14 protein-coding genes are annotated in these 17,483 nt (G+C 37.1%); 6 read left to right on the forward strand and 8 right to left on the reverse strand.

Annotated features, from left to right (window positions below; all coding sequences use genetic code 11):
- Positions 1 to 39: 39 nt before the first annotated feature.
- On the forward strand, positions 40 to 366 hold the full coding sequence (locus H4O18_RS12865) for a hypothetical protein (RefSeq protein ID WP_187585209.1): 327 nt from the start codon (positions 40 to 42) through the stop codon (positions 364 to 366).
- A 1-nt stretch (position 367) separates the two neighbouring features.
- Positions 368 to 1,027, forward strand: a complete 660-nt coding sequence (locus tag H4O18_RS12870; RefSeq protein WP_187585211.1) for an alpha/beta hydrolase — start codon at positions 368 to 370, stop codon at positions 1,025 to 1,027.
- Here H4O18_RS12870 and H4O18_RS12875 read toward each other — a convergent pair.
- Both H4O18_RS12875 and H4O18_RS12880 read right to left on the reverse strand, forming a co-directional pair.
- A complete protein-coding gene (locus H4O18_RS12875; RefSeq protein WP_187585213.1) occupies positions 1,024 to 1,518 on the reverse strand; it encodes a hydrolase in 495 nt (164 codons plus the stop codon). The two genes, H4O18_RS12870 and H4O18_RS12875, sit on opposite strands and share 4 nt — an antisense overlap.
- Positions 1,519 to 1,583: 65 nt before the next feature.
- Entirely contained in the window at positions 1,584 to 2,348 is a 765-nt protein-coding gene (locus H4O18_RS12880; RefSeq protein WP_187585215.1) for an MBL fold metallo-hydrolase, read from the reverse strand.
- Positions 2,349 to 2,436: 88 nt separating this feature from the next.
- Here H4O18_RS12880 and H4O18_RS12885 point away from each other — a divergent pair, with 88 nt between their 5' ends.
- The gene (locus H4O18_RS12885; RefSeq protein ID WP_187585217.1) at positions 2,437 to 3,897 is read left to right on the forward strand and encodes a TonB-dependent receptor; all 1,461 of its coding nucleotides are present in this window, start codon (positions 2,437 to 2,439) and stop codon (positions 3,895 to 3,897) included.
- Positions 3,898 to 3,969: 72 nt separating this feature from the next.
- Here the strand turns inward: H4O18_RS12885 and bcp are convergent, their stop codons facing one another.
- Positions 3,970 to 4,419 carry a thioredoxin-dependent thiol peroxidase gene (bcp, locus tag H4O18_RS12890; RefSeq protein WP_187585219.1) on the reverse strand — a complete coding sequence of 150 codons (450 nt, stop codon included), beginning with the start codon at positions 4,417 to 4,419 and terminating at the stop codon, positions 3,970 to 3,972.
- A gap of 87 nt (positions 4,420 to 4,506) precedes the next feature.
- Here bcp and H4O18_RS12895 point away from each other — a divergent pair, with 87 nt between their 5' ends.
- The gene (locus H4O18_RS12895) at positions 4,507 to 5,172 is read left to right on the forward strand and encodes an endonuclease III domain-containing protein (protein ID WP_187585221.1); all 666 of its coding nucleotides are present in this window, start codon (positions 4,507 to 4,509) and stop codon (positions 5,170 to 5,172) included.
- A gap of 232 nt (positions 5,173 to 5,404) precedes the next feature.
- Here H4O18_RS12895 and H4O18_RS12900 read toward each other — a convergent pair whose 3' ends face one another.
- A complete protein-coding gene (locus H4O18_RS12900) occupies positions 5,405 to 5,986 on the reverse strand; it encodes an RNA polymerase sigma factor (protein ID WP_187585223.1) in 582 nt (193 codons plus the stop codon).
- A gap of 739 nt (positions 5,987 to 6,725) precedes the next feature.
- Positions 6,726 to 7,307, reverse strand: coding sequence for an RNA polymerase sigma factor (locus H4O18_RS12905; RefSeq protein ID WP_187585225.1), 582 nt, complete (start codon positions 7,305 to 7,307; stop codon positions 6,726 to 6,728).
- Positions 7,308 to 7,550: 243 nt separating this feature from the next.
- Here H4O18_RS12905 and uvrA point away from each other — a divergent pair, with 243 nt between their 5' ends.
- Together uvrA and H4O18_RS12915 are read left to right on the forward strand one after the other, a co-directional pair.
- Positions 7,551 to 10,334 carry an excinuclease ABC subunit UvrA gene (uvrA, locus tag H4O18_RS12910; RefSeq protein WP_187585227.1) on the forward strand — a complete coding sequence of 928 codons (2,784 nt, stop codon included), beginning with the start codon at positions 7,551 to 7,553 and terminating at the stop codon, positions 10,332 to 10,334.
- A gap of 343 nt (positions 10,335 to 10,677) precedes the next feature.
- The gene (locus tag H4O18_RS12915; RefSeq protein WP_187585229.1) at positions 10,678 to 12,051 is read left to right on the forward strand and encodes a hypothetical protein; all 1,374 of its coding nucleotides are present in this window, start codon (positions 10,678 to 10,680) and stop codon (positions 12,049 to 12,051) included.
- A gap of 256 nt (positions 12,052 to 12,307) precedes the next feature.
- Here the strand turns inward: H4O18_RS12915 and H4O18_RS12920 are convergent, their stop codons facing one another.
- From H4O18_RS12920 to H4O18_RS12930, 3 genes are read right to left on the reverse strand one after another with little or no spacing between them, the layout of a single operon-like run.
- Entirely contained in the window at positions 12,308 to 13,777 is a 1,470-nt protein-coding gene (locus H4O18_RS12920; protein WP_187585231.1) for a lipopolysaccharide biosynthesis protein, read from the reverse strand.
- Positions 13,768 to 15,048, reverse strand: coding sequence for a glycosyltransferase (locus tag H4O18_RS12925; protein ID WP_187585233.1), 1,281 nt, complete (start codon positions 15,046 to 15,048; stop codon positions 13,768 to 13,770). The genes H4O18_RS12920 and H4O18_RS12925 overlap by 10 nt, the downstream gene beginning before the upstream one ends.
- On the reverse strand, positions 15,048 to 17,483 hold the full coding sequence (locus H4O18_RS12930) for a YfhO family protein (RefSeq protein ID WP_187585235.1): 2,436 nt from the start codon (positions 17,481 to 17,483) through the stop codon (positions 15,048 to 15,050). The genes H4O18_RS12925 and H4O18_RS12930 overlap by 1 nt, the downstream gene beginning before the upstream one ends.

Genomic DNA, 17,483 nt, shown 5'->3' on the forward strand with positions numbered 1-17,483 from the left:
TTTTTGTACACATATTAAACTTGATCTAACTTTGCCACTATGGAGAATGTTATTAAGGAAGGAAAAACCACTGCTATTGTGGCTTATTTAACCATGGTTGGGGCTTTGATTGCCATTTCGATGAATTCGGATCCCAAGAACGAATTTGCCCGCTTTCATACAAGACAGGCATTTGGTTTACATCTTGTATTTCTTGGCTTTGCCATTTTTTTGAGCAATTGGTATAATGAGTATGCTTGGTACGGCCTTTATGTTTTTTATGTTGTACTATGGTTTTATGGCTTTCTTGGCGCCTTAAACAACAAGAAACAAGAGGTGCCTGTACTAGGCCCCTATTTTCAAAAATGGTTCACTTTTATATCTTAAAATGACTACAGCTCCCTTATCACTGGAACACCTCATTAGACCTTCGAACATTAGCTCTGGCAAACCGCCCGTGCTATTTATGTTCCACGGCTATGGAAGCAACGAGGATGATCTATTTTCCTTTGCCCCCGAACTTCCAAAAGAACTATGTATAATATCGGCAAGGGCACCATATCCAATGCAACCGTATGGCAATGCTTGGTATGCTATTAATTTTGAAGCTGATAAGGGCAAGTGGAACGATGAGGAACAAGCAGTTTTGTCCAGGGATAAAATCAAGGTCTTTATAGAAGAAGCCTGCAAAACCTATGGACTGGACGAAAAAAATGTTACCATTCTAGGATTTAGTCAAGGTACAATACTAAGTTACGCCTTGGCCCTATCCTACCCCAATATGGTTAAGAATGTAATTGCTTTAAGCGGTTATATCAATGAAAACCTGTTAGTGGAAAATTATAAGGAAAACGACTTTAAAGATTTAAAAATTTATGCGTCCCATGGCAGCGTTGATCAAGTAATTCCTGTTTCTTGGGCACAGAAAATACCCACTATTTTAAAAGATTTAAAAATCGAGCATGTATATGAGGAATTTCCGGTAGGCCACGGTGTGGCTCCACAAAATTTTTACTCCTTCAAAACATGGCTTCAGGATAAAATTTAATTACTACGGGTATACAAAAGATGATCTATTAGTGAAAAATCGACACCAAGATCATCTTTCAGTTCATATTTGATCAGCACCTCGCCCCAATATTTCCCATCCGAGAAATCGGCCAATATCCATTTATGGTTTAAAATCTTAATTTTATTGATTTTAAAATCATTTTCCATACCCTCATAAGGAATAAGGGGGTTATCTCCTTTACTCTCATTGGTCTCCAATAACTTATCCGATATATAAAGGCTTGGATCCTTTAACTTTAGATGATCGTAATACGCCAAGGCATCATCATTATTTTCCAACGAAAAATATTGGTTGTCCAGCACTTTTAAATGCAATTTCTGAATAGAATCTTCCAATTGGACGAGCTCGGCCGACTGCGATTCTATTTTAGTATTTTTCGCCTTTACCATATTGTTGGTACTTACAAATTGGTATAGTGCTATTAAGGAAACAAATATGAATAAATACAGGTAAATTTTATGTTTCATTCCTTGGTTTTATCAGTTATAAATTATTGTTTTTAGTAAAATTATTTCAGGAACCCTAAAGTTCCTTAGACATCCAAAACTAGATTGTCATAGGCCAAATGCACATTTGGTGGCAACTGTTTTTCAACTTCATCATGAAAACCCAATAAGTGGCTTATATGGGTTAAATACGCTTTGCCTGGTTTTATGATTTCAATAAACTCCAAAGCTTCCTCCAAGTTGAAATGTGAATGGTGGGGCTCCATCCTCAAGGCGTTGACCACCAAGGTCTTTACTCCTTTTATTTTTTCCATTTCTACTTTTTCCATACTTTTCACATCGGTTAAATACACGAAGTCCTGTATTCTAAACCCAAAAACCTGCAATCTATTGTGTTGTGCCTCCACGGGTATTGCCATTAAGTTCCCGATCTTAAATGGCTTATTATTTTTAATGGTGTTGATCTCTACTGCGGGTGCACCTGGATATCGATTTTCATCGGCAAATATATAATGGAATCGCTCTTTAATGGAATCAACAACTCGTTCATGGCCATAGATGGGGATATCCCCTTGCCTGAAAAAAAATGGCCTAATATCATCGATCCCTGCAGTATGGTCGGAATGTTCATGCGTAAATAAAATTCCATCGATCTTTACCACATTGTTGGTAAGCATTTGCTGCCTAAAGTCGGGGCCACAATCTATTACATAATTGTAGGAGTCCCAAGAAATCATTACGGATACTCGAAGCCTTTTATCCTTTTGATTATTGCTTAAACATACGGGGTGTTTGCTCCCAATTACCGGGATTCCCTGTGAAGTTCCAGTTCCTAGAAAAGTTATTTTCAATCTTATATCTATTTAATCCAAATTTATAACTAATTTATTTAATAGATAGCCCAAACTTTTTAACTTTGCTACAAGTAAAAAAGACCCTATGTCCACTATTTTCAAGAAAGAAATCGCTTTTACTAATGTTCCCTCAATAAAGGCGAAAACCTTAAGGATAAACCTAAATCCTGATATTTATGGCACCTTTTCTGAAATTGGCGCCGGACAGGAGACATCAGGACATTTTTTCAAGTCGGGAGGTGCTTCGGGAACCATTGCCAAGGCAATGAGTGCTTATGACAAAGATTTTAGCGATGCTATATATGGAATAGAGGAAGACGGAAGATATGTAACCCAGTCCAGGTTAAAAAAAATGTTGGCCCATGAAATGGAAAACATGGACAATAGGATCAGCCGCGAACAACACCCTGACCGATTATTTTTTTCCTACGCCAATACAGTGGCTACCATTGATTTCTCCAAAAGGTATAAAGGTCATGGGTGGATTGGTATCCGTTATCAACTGGATCCCAAACAAAAGGAATTAAATGAAATTATCCTTCATATCCGTTTTAAACAGAATGAGGCGAGATTGCAACAGGAAACCTTGGGAATTGTTGGGGTAAATCTTATCTATGGTGCATTTTATAAGTACGATAAACCTAGAAAGTTACTGAAGTACCTTTACGACCATATCGACAAGGATACGGTTGAAATAGACATGGTTAATTTTTCAGGTCCCAATTTTGCGGAAGTCGATAATAGATTAATGAGTTTGCAGCTTGTTAAAAATGATATGACGGACGCCGTAATGTTTGGTCCCGATGGCAATAATCTTTTACCGGCGACCCTTCTTTACAAAAAGAATATTTTGGCCCTGCGCGGAAGCTTTAGACCTGTGACCAATGTGAATATGGATATGTTTAAAAAATCCTATGAAATATTCATTAGGGAACCTAGTGTCGAGGAAGAAAATACCATTGTTATTTTTGAAATTACACTCTCCAACCTCCGGGCTTCAGGGGAAATAGATGAACAGGATTTTATGGACCGAGCAGAACTTTTATGTTCCTTGGGCCATACCGTAATGATCTCCAAATTCCAGGAGTACTTTAAGCTAGTAGAATATTTTAGCAATTATACCAAGTCCAAAATTGGTCTTACCATGGGGGTAAATAATTTGGTGGATATTTTTGATGAGAAATATTACCGTCATTTGAGCGGCGGTATCCTAGAAGCTTTTGGTAAGTTATTCTTTAAGGACCTTAAAGTGTACCTATATCCCATGCGCAATGAGGAAACCGGCCAAATCATGACCAGTAATACCATAAAAGTACATCCGAGAATGAAAGAATTGTACAAATTCTTTAAATACAATGGAAAGGTGATGGATATTATTGATTACGATCCGGAAATTTTACATGTTTTCTCAAGGGATGTTCTCAAAAAAATAATTAATGGTGAAGAAGGATGGGAATCTGTACTTCCAGAGGGTATTGCGGAAATAATAAAAAAGAAGAAATTATTTATCCGTAAACCCAAAGAGGAAGAACAGGAAAAAGTATAATTTATTAGTATGCATATAAAGAGGCTGTCCTAAACATAAAGATTAAGGCAGCCTCTTTTTATTTCCTACTTTTTACAGTAATTGAGCGGCATGATCTTTGGTTTTAACTTTTTCAATCACCTTTTCCACTACTCCGTCCCCATCAATCACAAAAGTCATTCTATGAATACCATCATATTTTTTTCCCATAAACTGTTTTGGTCCCCAAACACCAAATATATTAAGTAATGTATGGTCCTCATCTGCCAACAAGGGAAATGGAAATTGATACTTATTCTTAAAACTAAGCTGCCTTTTTTGCGAATCCGCACTTACGCCAAGCAGCTCATAACCCTGGGCTTTTAGTTCGGAATAATTATCCCTTAAATTACAAGCTTCCGCCGTACATCCTGGTGTATTTGCCTTAGGATAGAAAAAGACTATTAATTTTTTCCCCTGGTAATCGGACAATTTTATATCGTTGCCATTTTCGTCCTTGGCTGAAAACGAGGGTACCTTATCCCCTACTTTTAAAGTGTTCATAGTTAAAATTTAATTAAATTTATATCGAAAAAGAAACCCGTTTTTATGGGCGTTCCTTAGTTTTAGAGTTATAAAATTACGTAATAAATGACGAAAGCGGAAAAAGTAAACTTTACCATTGAAACTTTACAAGCACTTTACCCGACCATTCCTGTTCCACTAAACCACAAAGATCCCTATACCCTTTTAATTGCTGTATTATTATCTGCGCAAAGTACGGATGTCCGTGTCAATAAGATTACGCCATTATTATTTGCCAAAGCGGACAATCCCTATGATATGGTAAAAATGACAGCCGATGAGATTAGGGAAATAATTAAACCTGTTGGTCTATCCCCAATGAAATCGAAGGGAATTTACGGACTTTCTAAAATCTTAATTGAAAAATATGAAGGACAAGTTCCTAAAGAGATTGAATTATTGGAACAATTGCCAGCAGTTGGACACAAAACTGCGAGCGTAGTGGTTTCCCAAGCATTTGGCATTCCTGCGTTTCCTGTAGACACCCATATACACAGACTCATGTACAGATGGGGATTTTCCAACGGAAAAAATGTGGTTCAAACTGAAAGGGATGCCAAAAGATTATTTCCAAAAGAAATATGGAACGATCTTCATTTACAGATTATATGGTACGGACGGGAATACTCACCGGCAAGGGGATGGAATTTGGAAAAAGACATTATAACCAAGAAAATTGGCAGAAAACCAGTGTTACAAGCCTATTATAAAGCAAAAAATCCCAACTCGTAAGGTGGGATTTTTTGTGCTAGTTTAAATTATTTTCAAACTGAACATTATTATATTCAATTATTTGCAATGATTTGGAATAGCCCAATAGGAACTTGATAGTTTCAGGACTTGCTTTCGCAAGTTTACACTTGTTTCGATGCTCAGAGTAAATTTTTTCCATAGGATTATAGTATTGTTATGTTAAGATAACGCCACTAAATTGGAAATATTGTACTCTTCGACCTATGACCTGTTAATTCGTTAAAACGATATTATTCTTTTCTATGATTTTTCTTAGGTTAATAAGCGCATATCTCATTCTCCCTAATGCAGTATTAATACTAACACCGGTGTTTTCTGAAATTTCCTTGAAGCTCATATCCCTGTAAATACGCATTAACAGAACTTCTTTTTGATCATCGGGTAATTCCTCGATCAATAAATTTAAATCTGAATCAATCTGATCTTTGATTAGCTGCTTTTCAACATTTAGTTTATCATCACCAATTACAGAAAAGATATTAAAATCATCATTCCCTTCGAACATTGGCATTCTTTTGTTCCTTCTAAAGTGATCAATTACCAAGTTATGGGCAATTCTCATAACCCAAGGCAAAAACTTACCTTCTTCGCTATAATTACCCTTTTTTAAGGTTTTAATTACTTTAATAAAGGTATCCTGAAAAATGTCTTCTGAAACATCACGGTCCAAAACCTTAGAATAAATAAAGCTACTAATACGTTGGTTGTGCCTGTTGATCAAAACCTCTAAAGCTTTTTCATTACCATTAATGTAATCCTTTACTAATACTGAGTCATCTATTTGCAGTTCCATACAAATTATTGTTTTTTGGTTAAACTAGGGGGCCTCCCCTTTCGGTTCGGACTTTTTTTTATTACTTCTTCTCTAAATGAAGACTAAAAATCTTCTTTGTTGATTAGTAACAGGATAAAAGTATATAAATGCTCATGTGTGAAAAAAACTATGTTGTAAAACCCCCATTAATTGATGTCAAATGCCGATTTTCTTATTTTACACATAATAATTGGCCAAAATTGAAGTTAGATGGGCTTAAAGGGACTACCAGAAAGAGTATAAAATATTATAGGTACAGTTAATGGCAGATAGACCTATATAATAAGGAGTAGGAATACCCCAACTGTAACGAACAAGTAAATTCCTTGTCTATGGAGTTTATGCGCAAAAAGTAATTGGAAAAATATATGATACCCTAGAATGGAGTGTTTGTAGCACTGTTTAAAGCCATTACATAACCATTCCCTATACTACATATGGCCAAGAAGCAACCAATACGTTAACGACTAAGTAAAGACTCTGGGCCAAACAATTGGAATTTCCTAGTTTAAACAATGTTCCTGCAGTTCATCATTACATTTAATGATGTGCAGCGATTTAGAGTAATTCAGTAAAAAATCTATTTTCGACCTGCGTGTGGACATTATAGTGCATTTGTTCTTAGTAGTAACGGTAAATTTCTTCATAATAATATACGTCTATGGACAAATAACGCAAGTGTTATGAAGAAATTAACTAAAGCCAGTTATAAAGCCTATTAATTCGTTAAAATTATATTGTGCTTTTCTACGATCTTACGAAGGTTAATAAGTGCATAACGCATCCTGCCCAGGGCAGTATTGATACTTACTCCCGTATTTTCGGATATTTCCTTAAAGCTCATATCCTTATATAAACGCATCTCCAAGACATCCATTTGATCCTTGGGCAATTCTTTGATCAATATATTAAGGTCAAGATCTATTTGATCTTTAATAAGTTGTCTTTCTGCATTTAACTTGTCATCACTTATTATGGAGAAGATATTAAAATCACTATTGCCTTCAAACCTAGGCATTCGTTTATTCTTCCTAAAGTAGTCGATAATTAAGTTATGTGAAATCCGCATTACCCAAGGTAAAAATTTTCCCTCTTCATTGTAATTGCCCTTTTTTAAGGTCTTTATGACCTTAATAAAGGTATCCTGAAAAATATCTTCGGTAGTTTCCCGATCTTGGACTTTGGAATAAATAAAACTGCTAAGTCGTTGGTTATGACGGTTGATCAATGTCTCCAGGGCCTTTTCGTCCCCGTTCATGTAGTCTCTTACTAATACTGAATCTTCAATTAATAGTTCCATACAAATTACTTTTTTTAGGCTAAAATGCCATACCTGTTTCTGTGACAAGTGCATTAGAGCGAATAGGATTTTAAAAAAGTAATTGTGTACGTATAGGCTATTTAGGGTTTATTTCGCATCAAATATAGAAAAAATTCTTTCGATTCAATGCACTTTCCTATAATGAATAATATTTATATGTAAGACAAAGGCTACTAGCTAATAAAATTCACATATCGTATCTTTGCAAACTTAAATACGCATATGGCCATCTTAACAGACGTTGATCCCAAACATAATATTATAATTAAAGGAGCAAAGCTCCATAATTTAAAGAATATAGATGTTGTAATACCACGGAATAAACTAGTGGTCATTACCGGCTTGTCAGGTTCCGGAAAATCCAGTTTGGCTTTCGATACCCTTTACGCAGAAGGACAAAGAAGATATGTGGAAAGTTTGTCCTCCTATGCGCGACAGTTTTTGGGAAAATTGGACAAACCCAAGGTAGATTATATTAAAGGTATAGCTCCGGCCATTGCCATTGAACAAAAGGTAAACTCTACCAATCCCAGGTCTACAGTTGGAACCTCAACTGAAATATATGATTATTTAAAATTAATGTTTGCGCGTATTGGGCGTACTTTCTCCCCAATATCCGGCAAGGAGGTGAAAAAACATACGGTTTCGGACGTTGTGGAACATATAAAGACCTTTGAAGAAGGCACCAAAATGCTTTTGCTTGCCCCTATCAAGATCAGTGAAGATAGAGACCCCTATAAATCGCTACAATTATTCTCCAAACAGGGATTTGCCAGAATTCTGCACAATGGAGAGGTTACCAGAATAGATGAGGATTTAAAGGACGTAGGTCGGGAATTTGAACTAGTGGTAGACCGAATCATATATAAAAACGACGAGGATTTTTTTAATAGATTGGGCAATGCCATAGATACGGCCTTTTTTGAAGGAAAGGGCCAATGCCTTGTTCAGGAACTTGCTACAGGCAAAAGAACCCATTTTAGCAATAAGTTCGAAATGGACGGAATGCAATTTCTGGAACCCAATGTACACCTGTTCAGTTTTAACAACCCATATGGTGCCTGTCCCAAATGTGAAGGCTATGGGGATGTTATAGGTATAGATGAAGACTTGGTTATTCCTAACACTTCACTTTCCGTTTATGAAAACGCCATATTTCCATGGCGAGGGGAAAGTATGGGATGGTACCGGGATGAATTGGTGAATGTGGCATACAAATTCGATTTTCCTATCCATAAACCTTGGTATCAGTTATCGGATGAACAAAAACAACTGGTTTGGGAAGGAAACAACTATTTTACCGGTATCCATAAATTCTTTTCGGGACTGGAAGAAAAGAGTTACAAAATACAAAACAGGGTAATGTTATCCCGATATCGCGGCAAAACCAAATGCAGCACCTGTAAGGGAAGGCGTTTAAGGAAGGAGACCGACTATGTAAAAGTTTCGGGAAAATCAATTTCCGATCTTGTAGAATTGCCCATAGAAGACCTTATCAACTTTTTTAAGGAGATTAAGCTTAGTTCCAATGATCGGAAAATTGTAGAGCGATTACTAAAGGAAATAGAAAGTAGATTGGGATTTTTATATAATGTAGGACTTAGTTATTTAACATTAAATAGAAAATCCAATTCCTTATCCGGTGGGGAAAGTCAACGCATAAATTTGGCAACATCATTGGGGAGTAGCTTGGTAGGCTCCATGTACATCCTGGACGAACCCAGTATTGGACTCCACCCAAAGGATACCGAAAACTTAATTACTGTTTTAAAATCGCTTCGGGATTTAGGCAATACCGTTATAGTGGTGGAACATGATGAGGATATAATGAATGCCGCAGACGAGGTAATCGATATTGGCCCAAAAGCTGGCACACATGGCGGTGAGGTAGTAGCACATGGCACCATGGATGAAATTCTTAAATCCGATTCCCTTACAGCCTCTTACCTCAATGGCAGTATGGAAATTGCCGTACCCAAAACAAGAAGACCCTTCAAAAATTATATTGAAATTAAGGGAGCGAGGGAAAACAACCTTAAAAATATAGATGTAATCTTCCCTTTAAACATATTAACGGTTATTACCGGGGTTTCGGGAAGTGGTAAAAGTACGTTGGTAAAAAAATTATTGTACCCCATAATTTTAAAGGAGCTTGGAGGTTACGGAGAAAAAGCAGGGCAGTTTAGCTCCATGGAAGGAAAATTTGGATCCCTAAAGCATGTGGAATACGTTGATCAGAACCCCATAGGAAGATCCTCCAGATCTAACCCTGTCACCTACATAAAAGCTTATGACGATATCCGTAACCTTTTTGCAAGTCAGAAATTAAGCAAATTAAGAGGATATCAGCCCAAACACTTTTCTTTTAACGTAGATGGTGGTAGGTGTGAAAAATGTAAAGGCGAGGGTGAGATTACGGTGGAAATGCAGTTTATGGCCGATGTACATTTGGAATGTGAAACCTGCCAAGGTAAAAGATTTAAAAAAGAAGTCTTGGAAGTAAAATTTGAAGATGCCAACATAGACAACATCCTTAATATGACCATTGATGATGCGGTGGACTTCTTTGAAAAAAACAATCAATCCAAAATAGTAACAAAACTAAAACCCCTCCAAGATGTTGGCTTGGGGTATGTAACATTGGGACAATCCTCCTCTACCCTTTCCGGAGGCGAAGCCCAGCGTATAAAATTGGCATCGTTTTTAGTAAAAGGAAATACCAAGGACAAGGCCTTATTTATTTTTGATGAACCTACTACAGGCCTACATTTCCACGATATAAAGAAATTACTTAAATCGTTTGATGCTTTAATAGCCAAGGGACATTCCATAATTGTAATTGAACACAATATAGATTTGATCAAATGTGCCGATTACATAATAGACTTAGGTCTAGAGGGAGGAAATAAAGGAGGCCAACTTTTGGTTCAGGGTACACCAGAAAGCGTTGCAAAGAACAAAACCTCCTACACTGCCAAGTATTTAAAAGAAAAATTACCCCAATAGTTACGGGAATTGGATATAGTCTCTGTTTTAAAGTTTCAATTTCCTAAAATCGGCTACCTTTGGTAACTGATTACCATATACTGATTACTATCCACTGTTTTTCGTTTACTGTTTACAGTTTACTGAATACTGATTTCCAGTTACTAAATATTTTCCCACTTAAGTCCTTAAAATAATTACTTCGAATTTCGTTATGGGCTGTTCTTAAAATCACTGAGAATTGTTTATAACTTATAAGTATCTAATAGTCAATCACTTAAACTAGTTATCGATTTTTTGGCATGCTGTTTGGTATATACAAACTGAATGTGAATAGTTGCATTCTAATTTAAAACCTTATATCATGAGAAATTTAATACTCCTTTTTACGGCGCTTATATTAGGTACTACAAGTACCATGGCTGCTTCATTGGAAAATAAGGTTGCCACAAGCAATACTTATAGAAATGATAACTCATTTATTTTTGTTGAAGATGGCATTACATTTTCGGTTTACCCAGATGGGGAATTCGATTTTTATATTGACAACAGAGGTGGAGTAAATGCAAATGTAAATTTTGGAAATGCCAATATAACTTTTAATTCAGGTTATGACTATAACCCCTATGTACAGTATGACGATTACGGTGCTGTTATCCAAGTTGAGAATGTTCCCGTGTATTATGACTATTACGGAAGGGTAAGTCAAATTGGGGATGTAAATATCAACTATAACAGAGGTAGAGTATCCAGAGTTGGTGGTTTATATGTCTACTATAACCATAATGGCCACTATAGCCATCACAGAGGATTTATAAACGTATACAACAGGCATTATGTGTATAGCCCTTTCCACAGCTATTTCGTAAGACCGGCTTTAGGCTTTAGTCTGGTATTTGGTAGCCCCTATAGAAGGTATTACGAACCTGTAAGATATACCTATTATAGGCCATATCACCACAACCACAGAAAAGCATATGCTAAAATAGGTCACCATTATAAGTACGATAAAGGGCATCATAACAAGAGAAGCTCGGTTTACCGAAACGATAAAAGGGTTGCTGTAAGGGACCATGGGTATAGAAGTCAAAGTAACGTTAGATCAAACAGGTCTGTAGCAAGTAGAAACGATGGTTATAGAAAGAACAATAATGTTTCCAGAAGTACCACATCCAGGAGCAACAACGATGGTTACAGAAAGAACAATAATATCTCAAGAAGTACAACATCCAGAAGCAATAATGTTAGCGGTAGAAATAATAATGTTTCAAGGTCCACCACTCAACGCAGTAATGGAAGTGGTACTATAAAGAGAAGTACAACAGTTAGAAGTAGTTCTCCAAGTTCTAGAAATGACAAATCTATTTCCAGAAGTTCTTCAATTCGTTCCAACAACAAAGGAAATGGTCAGAGAACTGTAAGTAGAACTACGACTACAAGAAGTAGTAATGGCAGCGGAAGTACTATAAAAAGGAGTAAAGCGGTTGTATCCAGACCTTCTGGAACTACCAGAACAACGGTAAAAAAGGAAGTTAGCAGAAGCCCAAGAAATACTTCGGTCAGAAGCAGTTCTTCAAGTAGAAGTAATAACGGTTCATCTGTAAGGAATAGCTCCGCAAAACGACCAAGTGTACAGTCAAAAAGCACTGTAAAAAGGTCAGTTGCCAGGTCATCCAATAGTAGTGCAAGAAAAATATCAACGGCTTCCACGAGAGGAAGAAGTTCTAGAAGTAATTAAAAATAGTTTTTAGGTTGGTTAGTTGTTTAGCCCCGCAGTGAATTCGTTCCTGCGGGGTTTTACTATTCAATTGAGATTTGAACGCTCCAAAGCATGCCTGCCCGTTCAATTCAGTCGGGCCTGCCCGTTCCATTCAGGCGGGCCTGCCCGTTCCATTCAGACGGGCCTGCCCGTTCCGTTCGGGCGGGCGTTAGAATATTAACAGTTGTTACCGTTCGACGTATAAAGGGCTTGCCCTGAGGAAATTGAGCTTGTGCTATTTTTTCCTCCCCAACTTTTCCAAATAAAATGAAATGGCTCCAAACACATCTTCGGATATTCTAAACTTATATAAAACAAGGACATAACAAATTACAATAAGTATACTCTTAATGCCCATGTTAATAACAGGATGGAAAGGAAATGATATAAAGTAAAAAATGGTCGTTAATAATAAGAGTAGAAATATAACCTTGAAAGTTTCTTTGGTAATGGGTTGAATACCAAATTTCATTTTTACGAAAAACAATTTTACCGTATTATAAATAAAAAAAGCCAAAAAACTGGCTATTGCCGCGCCATCCAAACCATATTTCGGAATAAGCCACAGGTTCAATAAAATAGTTAGGATAGCCAACACAACCCCCATAAGAAGTAAAGCCCTATAAAAGTCGGAATTGTACATTATCGCATTGTTATTGCCCAATAGCGCATCATATACCTTGGCAATGCCAATGATAAAAACAATTACATATCCACCGCGATAAGAAGTCGGCAATAGATTATAAAGATCATTTAAGTTTAAAATAATCAGTATAAATATAAGCCCAGACACTATGAACAAAGTCAGGGAACTCTTTTGATATAGGGTTTTTAGCGCTTTGATATCCTTTCTGTGAAGTATTTCCGCAGTTAACGGATAGGTTATATTGTGCATGGACCTTGACGGAACGGCAATCACAGTGGCTATGTAACCTGCCACACTGTAATAGGCCACATTTTTGATTTCTATAAATTGGTTGATCATCACTTTATCTACCTCCAACAAAACTATTGCTGCCGATCCACCCAAAATAATAAGGGCGCTATAATTTATAATTTCGCGGGTGTTGCCGGGAAGGTTAAAATCCAACTTCAATTTGAGCAATCTTAAGGCATAGACCTGCATTATCAGGGTTCTAAGAATATACATCCCCACTAGTGCATTGAGAAAGCTCAATACAGAAATAAGGTCCCAATACACCAATAAAAGCAATATAGTAACCAATATTCGGCTGAAAACCTCTTTCATAAAATTTCCAAAAACCGATTTCATTTGAACTTTGGCCCAGGCATAAAATACCTCAAAATAAGCCATCGCCAATCCAATAATAAAAATATGCCAAACATACCCCTTCACTATTGGGTTCTCCTTGGATAAAAAATTCCCTATGGTTTCATTGGCCAAATAGGATACAATTCCGATAGGTACTACAAGAACAAGTGGTAATAACACCATTAGAGTCAAAAAACCATCCCGACTTTTCAGTTCCTGGAAACCCGAATAGTATTTGATCATGGTATTTGGAATCCCAAATGCCAAAATTGGCATTAAAACAGAAGATGCCGAAAGTATAACATTGACCAAACCAAAATACTCATCGGACAAAAACCTTGTATATAAAAAGAGCAGGTTCAATGCTCCTATGGCAAATCCACCATAGGTAATCAATGTATTGTTCAACGATTGCTTTAAGACTATTCCCATGCTAAATACTTGGACAGCTTCTTGGTTAATTCCCGTCTGTGATATTGCTCCACTTTCGCAAAAGGCAACGACAATTGATTCTTTTTATAATCTTGAAACCACTCCAACAAGGAGTTCTTCAATTCATTGGACTGTTGGTAGTCATAAGTTCTGCCCGTATTGGACTCTGAAATAAGGCTTCCTACCTCCCACTTGCCTGGGCCAACGCCCAATATAGGCCTTTTTGCAGCCATATATTCAAATACTTTCCCCGGAATAATTCCTTGGGTCTCCTCAGAATCTATCTCTATCAATAATAATACTTGGGATTTTCTTTGATACTGTAGGGCTTCTTCATGAGAAATATACCCCAATAGCTCAGTATAGGGTTGCAAGCCAAAAAAATAGATACTTTCCAAAACATCCGAACTAATTACACCTGCCAACTGTAATTTAAAATGCTTTTTAAAGTCTGGGATTTCATGAATCAATTCAGAAATAGCTTTCCAGAGGTTTATGGGATTTCTACCACTAAGAAGGGATCCAATATGTGAAACAGTAAAATCAACGTCCAATACAGCCGAACTTGTCCCATCTGTATCGAAACCATTGGTAATAACCATAATGGGCTTATTGGTTATTTTAGAAAACTCCTGTTTTGTGGTATTACTGGTAACTATAATTTTATCGGCTTCATTTAACACCAATTGTTCCAAACGTTTGTGTTTTGCCTGGGAGGAAACAGTAAGTTTTAATTTTTTATGATATCCAATAGAGGTCCATGGATCTCTAAAATCGGTAATCCACCTTACTTTGCTACTTTTTTTTAATTCGAGCCCAATGAGATGTATGCTATGTGGTGGTCCCGTAGTTATTACTGTTCGTATACCTTCTTGTTCAATAATATTAGTCAAAAAAGCAACTGAAGGCTTTATCCAAAATTTTCTGGCATCGGGGATAAACATATTGCCACGAACCCATAGCATCAATTTTTCCAAAACGGATTGATTCTTGGAATTGATTATACCAGCGCTTATTTTTTTGGTCTTATTCTTGGAAAATATTCGGGCAAATCCGTAGGGTTCAAAAATAGGCTTCTTGTATATTTTTATTCCCTTTGGTACTTCATCCAAAAAAGTTTCATCGATGAGAGGATAATTGGGATTTTCTGGAGTATAAATAATGGGTTCTATATTAAAATCCCTTAGGTACTTCACAAATTTCAACCATCGTTGCACTCCCGGCCCACCTGCTGGTGGCCAATAATACGTGATGATGAGCACCTTTTGCATTAAGCCGTTGGTTTTTTTCTAGATTTCCAATAGGTGTGTCCAATTCCAAAAAATAAAACGAGTGCCAATATTATAGAACTGGCCATAGTTATTTTTCCCCCAACTTGAATAAGGGTCGGCTCAAACTTAAATTCAATTTTATGTTTACCAGCAGGAATTTCCAATGCCCTTAGCACATAATTCACCTCAAAATGCTCCTTCAATTTGCCATCTATATAAGCATTCCAACCATGGGGATAGTACATTTCGGAAAATACGGCAATTCCCGGATAGGTATTATCGGAACTATAAGTCAAATGATTTGGCTTATATTGAGTAAGCTTTATAGTAGCAGAAGAATCTGCCTTGTAGTTAAGCTCTTTCAAATTAGCAAATTTCGATTTATCAAAAACTGCTTTGTGCTTCACATCCAGAGTATTCAGGGCCATTATTTCATCATTGGAATTATAAACGGGCACCAATTCATTAATAAACCAGGCATTACCATTGGCATCGGGATTTAGTGCTGGATAATTTCTACCCTCTTCGTCTTGCTGCACCACATATTTTACATTGAGCATACTTAAAACCCGAACGTTGTTCTTTGAGATGTGAAAGTCGAACAAGTTCTGGATACCTGCCGGTTTAGCAGCGTGGTAGCCCCAAATGGACTGGTGAAAATATGCGGTACGGCCTCCACCACCGATCTCGGAAGGGTCGTACACCCTAAATATAGTGGTATCCTTGGCAATCTGCTTGTCCATTTCAGTTTCCTGAAAAGGTTCCAGCATTCTGCGCTGTGCTACAAAATCATCTTCGTTTACATAACGCTTGGCAACACCTACCAAATCGAACAACAGCAGAACTCCTAAAATAACAATCGTTAGGTTCTGTTTTAATTTATCCTTTAGAAAGAACCAAATAACCAGAGCTGCTAAAGTAACATAGATCAATGACCGTAATATATCCGAGTTATAAACAGACTTGCGATCGGCTACAATTAGGGAAACAATGTCATCACCATAATACTGTCTATATGTTTCATCGCTCTGTCCTACAAAATCGAACATTCCTTTTACCAAAAAAAGTACTACTCCGATTCCCACAGAAATAAAAAAGGTGAGTTTTAAATTCTTTAGTTTCTTGGAAGTGTCCACCTTATTATCAAAAAGCTGTGCCAAAGCCAAGATGGCCAAAACAGGTACGCAAAGTTCAAGAATAACCTGAATGGAAGATACTGCCCTAAATTTATTGTATAGCGGAAAATAGTCGATCATTACATCCGTAAGCAGTCCAAAATTTTTGCCCCATGAAAGTAACAGTGCCATTATAGTGCCTCCCAAGAGCCACCATTTTACCTTTCCTTTAACCAAAAACAATCCTAAAACAAAGAGAAAGAACACAATGGCCCCAATGTAGGCCGGAGCGGCAACAATAGGCTGGTCTCCCCAATACAAAGGCAATGAACTGGTAAAATCCAAAGCTTTGGTCCGTGATATTCCATTTTCCGTTAAAAAAGTATAGGTTTTGGAATCAGCTCCAAGGTCTTTGCCACCGGAACCTCCAAACAGTCTTGGAACGAACAGATTTAAAGATTCAACAATACCGTAACTGAATTGGGTTATATATTCCCGATCTAGTCCTGAACCTATTTCCTTGGGTTCCCCATTGGCATTTATGGTAAGATCGGATTTACCCCTTGTGCTCCAATCCGCATATTCCTTGGTAGCCATTAGACTCGTAGCATTGGCAGCAATACCAATCAACACTGCTATAACTAAGATTCCGACAGATATGCCAAAATGCTTCAATTTCTTTTCCTTAATGGCATCCACTAAATAAACACCTCCAAGAATAAGTACCAACAACATAAAGTAGTAGGTCATTTGATAATGGTTGGCTCCCACTTCCAATGCCATGGCAATTGCGGTAAGGAGAAAGCCCCAAAGATATTTCTTTCTAAAAACCAGAATAATCCCCCCTAGGAGCATAGGCATATACCCTATTGCATGGGCCTTCGCATTATGTCCAACCCCCAAAATAATAATCATATAAGTTGAAAAACCAAAAGCCAGAGCTCCCAGCAACGCCAACTTATAATCAACCTTAAGGCAGCAGAGCAGAATATAAAAACCAATAAGATAAATAAAAAGATAATCGGCAGGTCTTGGTAAAAAACGGATTATTCGGTCCAATTTTTTCACGTAATCATGTGGATAATAGGCCCCTAACTGATAGGTAGGCATTCCGCCGAAGGCGCTATTGGTCCAATAAGGCTCCTCCCCTGTTTTCTTTCGAAAATCATTTTGCTCCTTGGCCATTCCCGTAAATTGAACAATATCGGATTGCTCTATCACCTTCCCTTGTAAGACAGGATGGAAATAAGCTAGTGCGACAACTATAAAAAATACGGTGACAAAAAAATGGATAAAAAAGGCTCTTAGACCGTTTCTCAT

The sequence above is a fragment of the Arenibacter arenosicollis genome (assembly GCF_014397245.1).
In the GTDB taxonomy this organism is placed as follows: Bacteria; Bacteroidota; Bacteroidia; order Flavobacteriales; family Flavobacteriaceae; genus Arenibacter; species Arenibacter arenosicollis.

Bases quoted from the DNA above. Each gene is read 5' to 3' on its own strand.
- H4O18_RS12870 (WP_187585211.1), top strand. From the start codon at position 368: ATGACTACAGCTCCCTTATCACTGGAACACCTCATTAGACCTTCGAAC.
- H4O18_RS12920 (WP_187585231.1), bottom strand. From the start codon at position 13,777: ATGGGAATAGTCTTAAAGCAATCGTTGAACAATACATTGATTACCTAT.
- H4O18_RS12875 (WP_187585213.1), bottom strand. From the start codon at position 1,518: ATGAAACATAAAATTTACCTGTATTTATTCATATTTGTTTCCTTAATA.
- H4O18_RS12895 (WP_187585221.1), top strand. From the start codon at position 4,507: ATGACGAAAGCGGAAAAAGTAAACTTTACCATTGAAACTTTACAAGCA.
- H4O18_RS12930 (WP_187585235.1), bottom strand. From the start codon at position 17,483: ATGAGAAACGGTCTAAGAGCCTTTTTTATCCATTTTTTTGTCACCGTA.
- uvrA (WP_187585227.1), top strand. From the start codon at position 7,551: ATGGCCATCTTAACAGACGTTGATCCCAAACATAATATTATAATTAAA.
- H4O18_RS12905 (WP_187585225.1), bottom strand. From the start codon at position 7,307: ATGGAACTATTAATTGAAGATTCAGTATTAGTAAGAGACTACATGAAC.
- H4O18_RS12900 (WP_187585223.1), bottom strand. From the start codon at position 5,986: ATGGAACTGCAAATAGATGACTCAGTATTAGTAAAGGATTACATTAAT.
- bcp (WP_187585219.1), bottom strand. From the start codon at position 4,419: ATGAACACTTTAAAAGTAGGGGATAAGGTACCCTCGTTTTCAGCCAAG.
- H4O18_RS12925 (WP_187585233.1), bottom strand. From the start codon at position 15,048: ATGCAAAAGGTGCTCATCATCACGTATTATTGGCCACCAGCAGGTGGG.
- H4O18_RS12885 (WP_187585217.1), top strand. From the start codon at position 2,437: ATGTCCACTATTTTCAAGAAAGAAATCGCTTTTACTAATGTTCCCTCA.
- H4O18_RS12865 (WP_187585209.1), top strand. From the start codon at position 40: ATGGAGAATGTTATTAAGGAAGGAAAAACCACTGCTATTGTGGCTTAT.
- H4O18_RS12915 (WP_187585229.1), top strand. From the start codon at position 10,678: ATGAGAAATTTAATACTCCTTTTTACGGCGCTTATATTAGGTACTACA.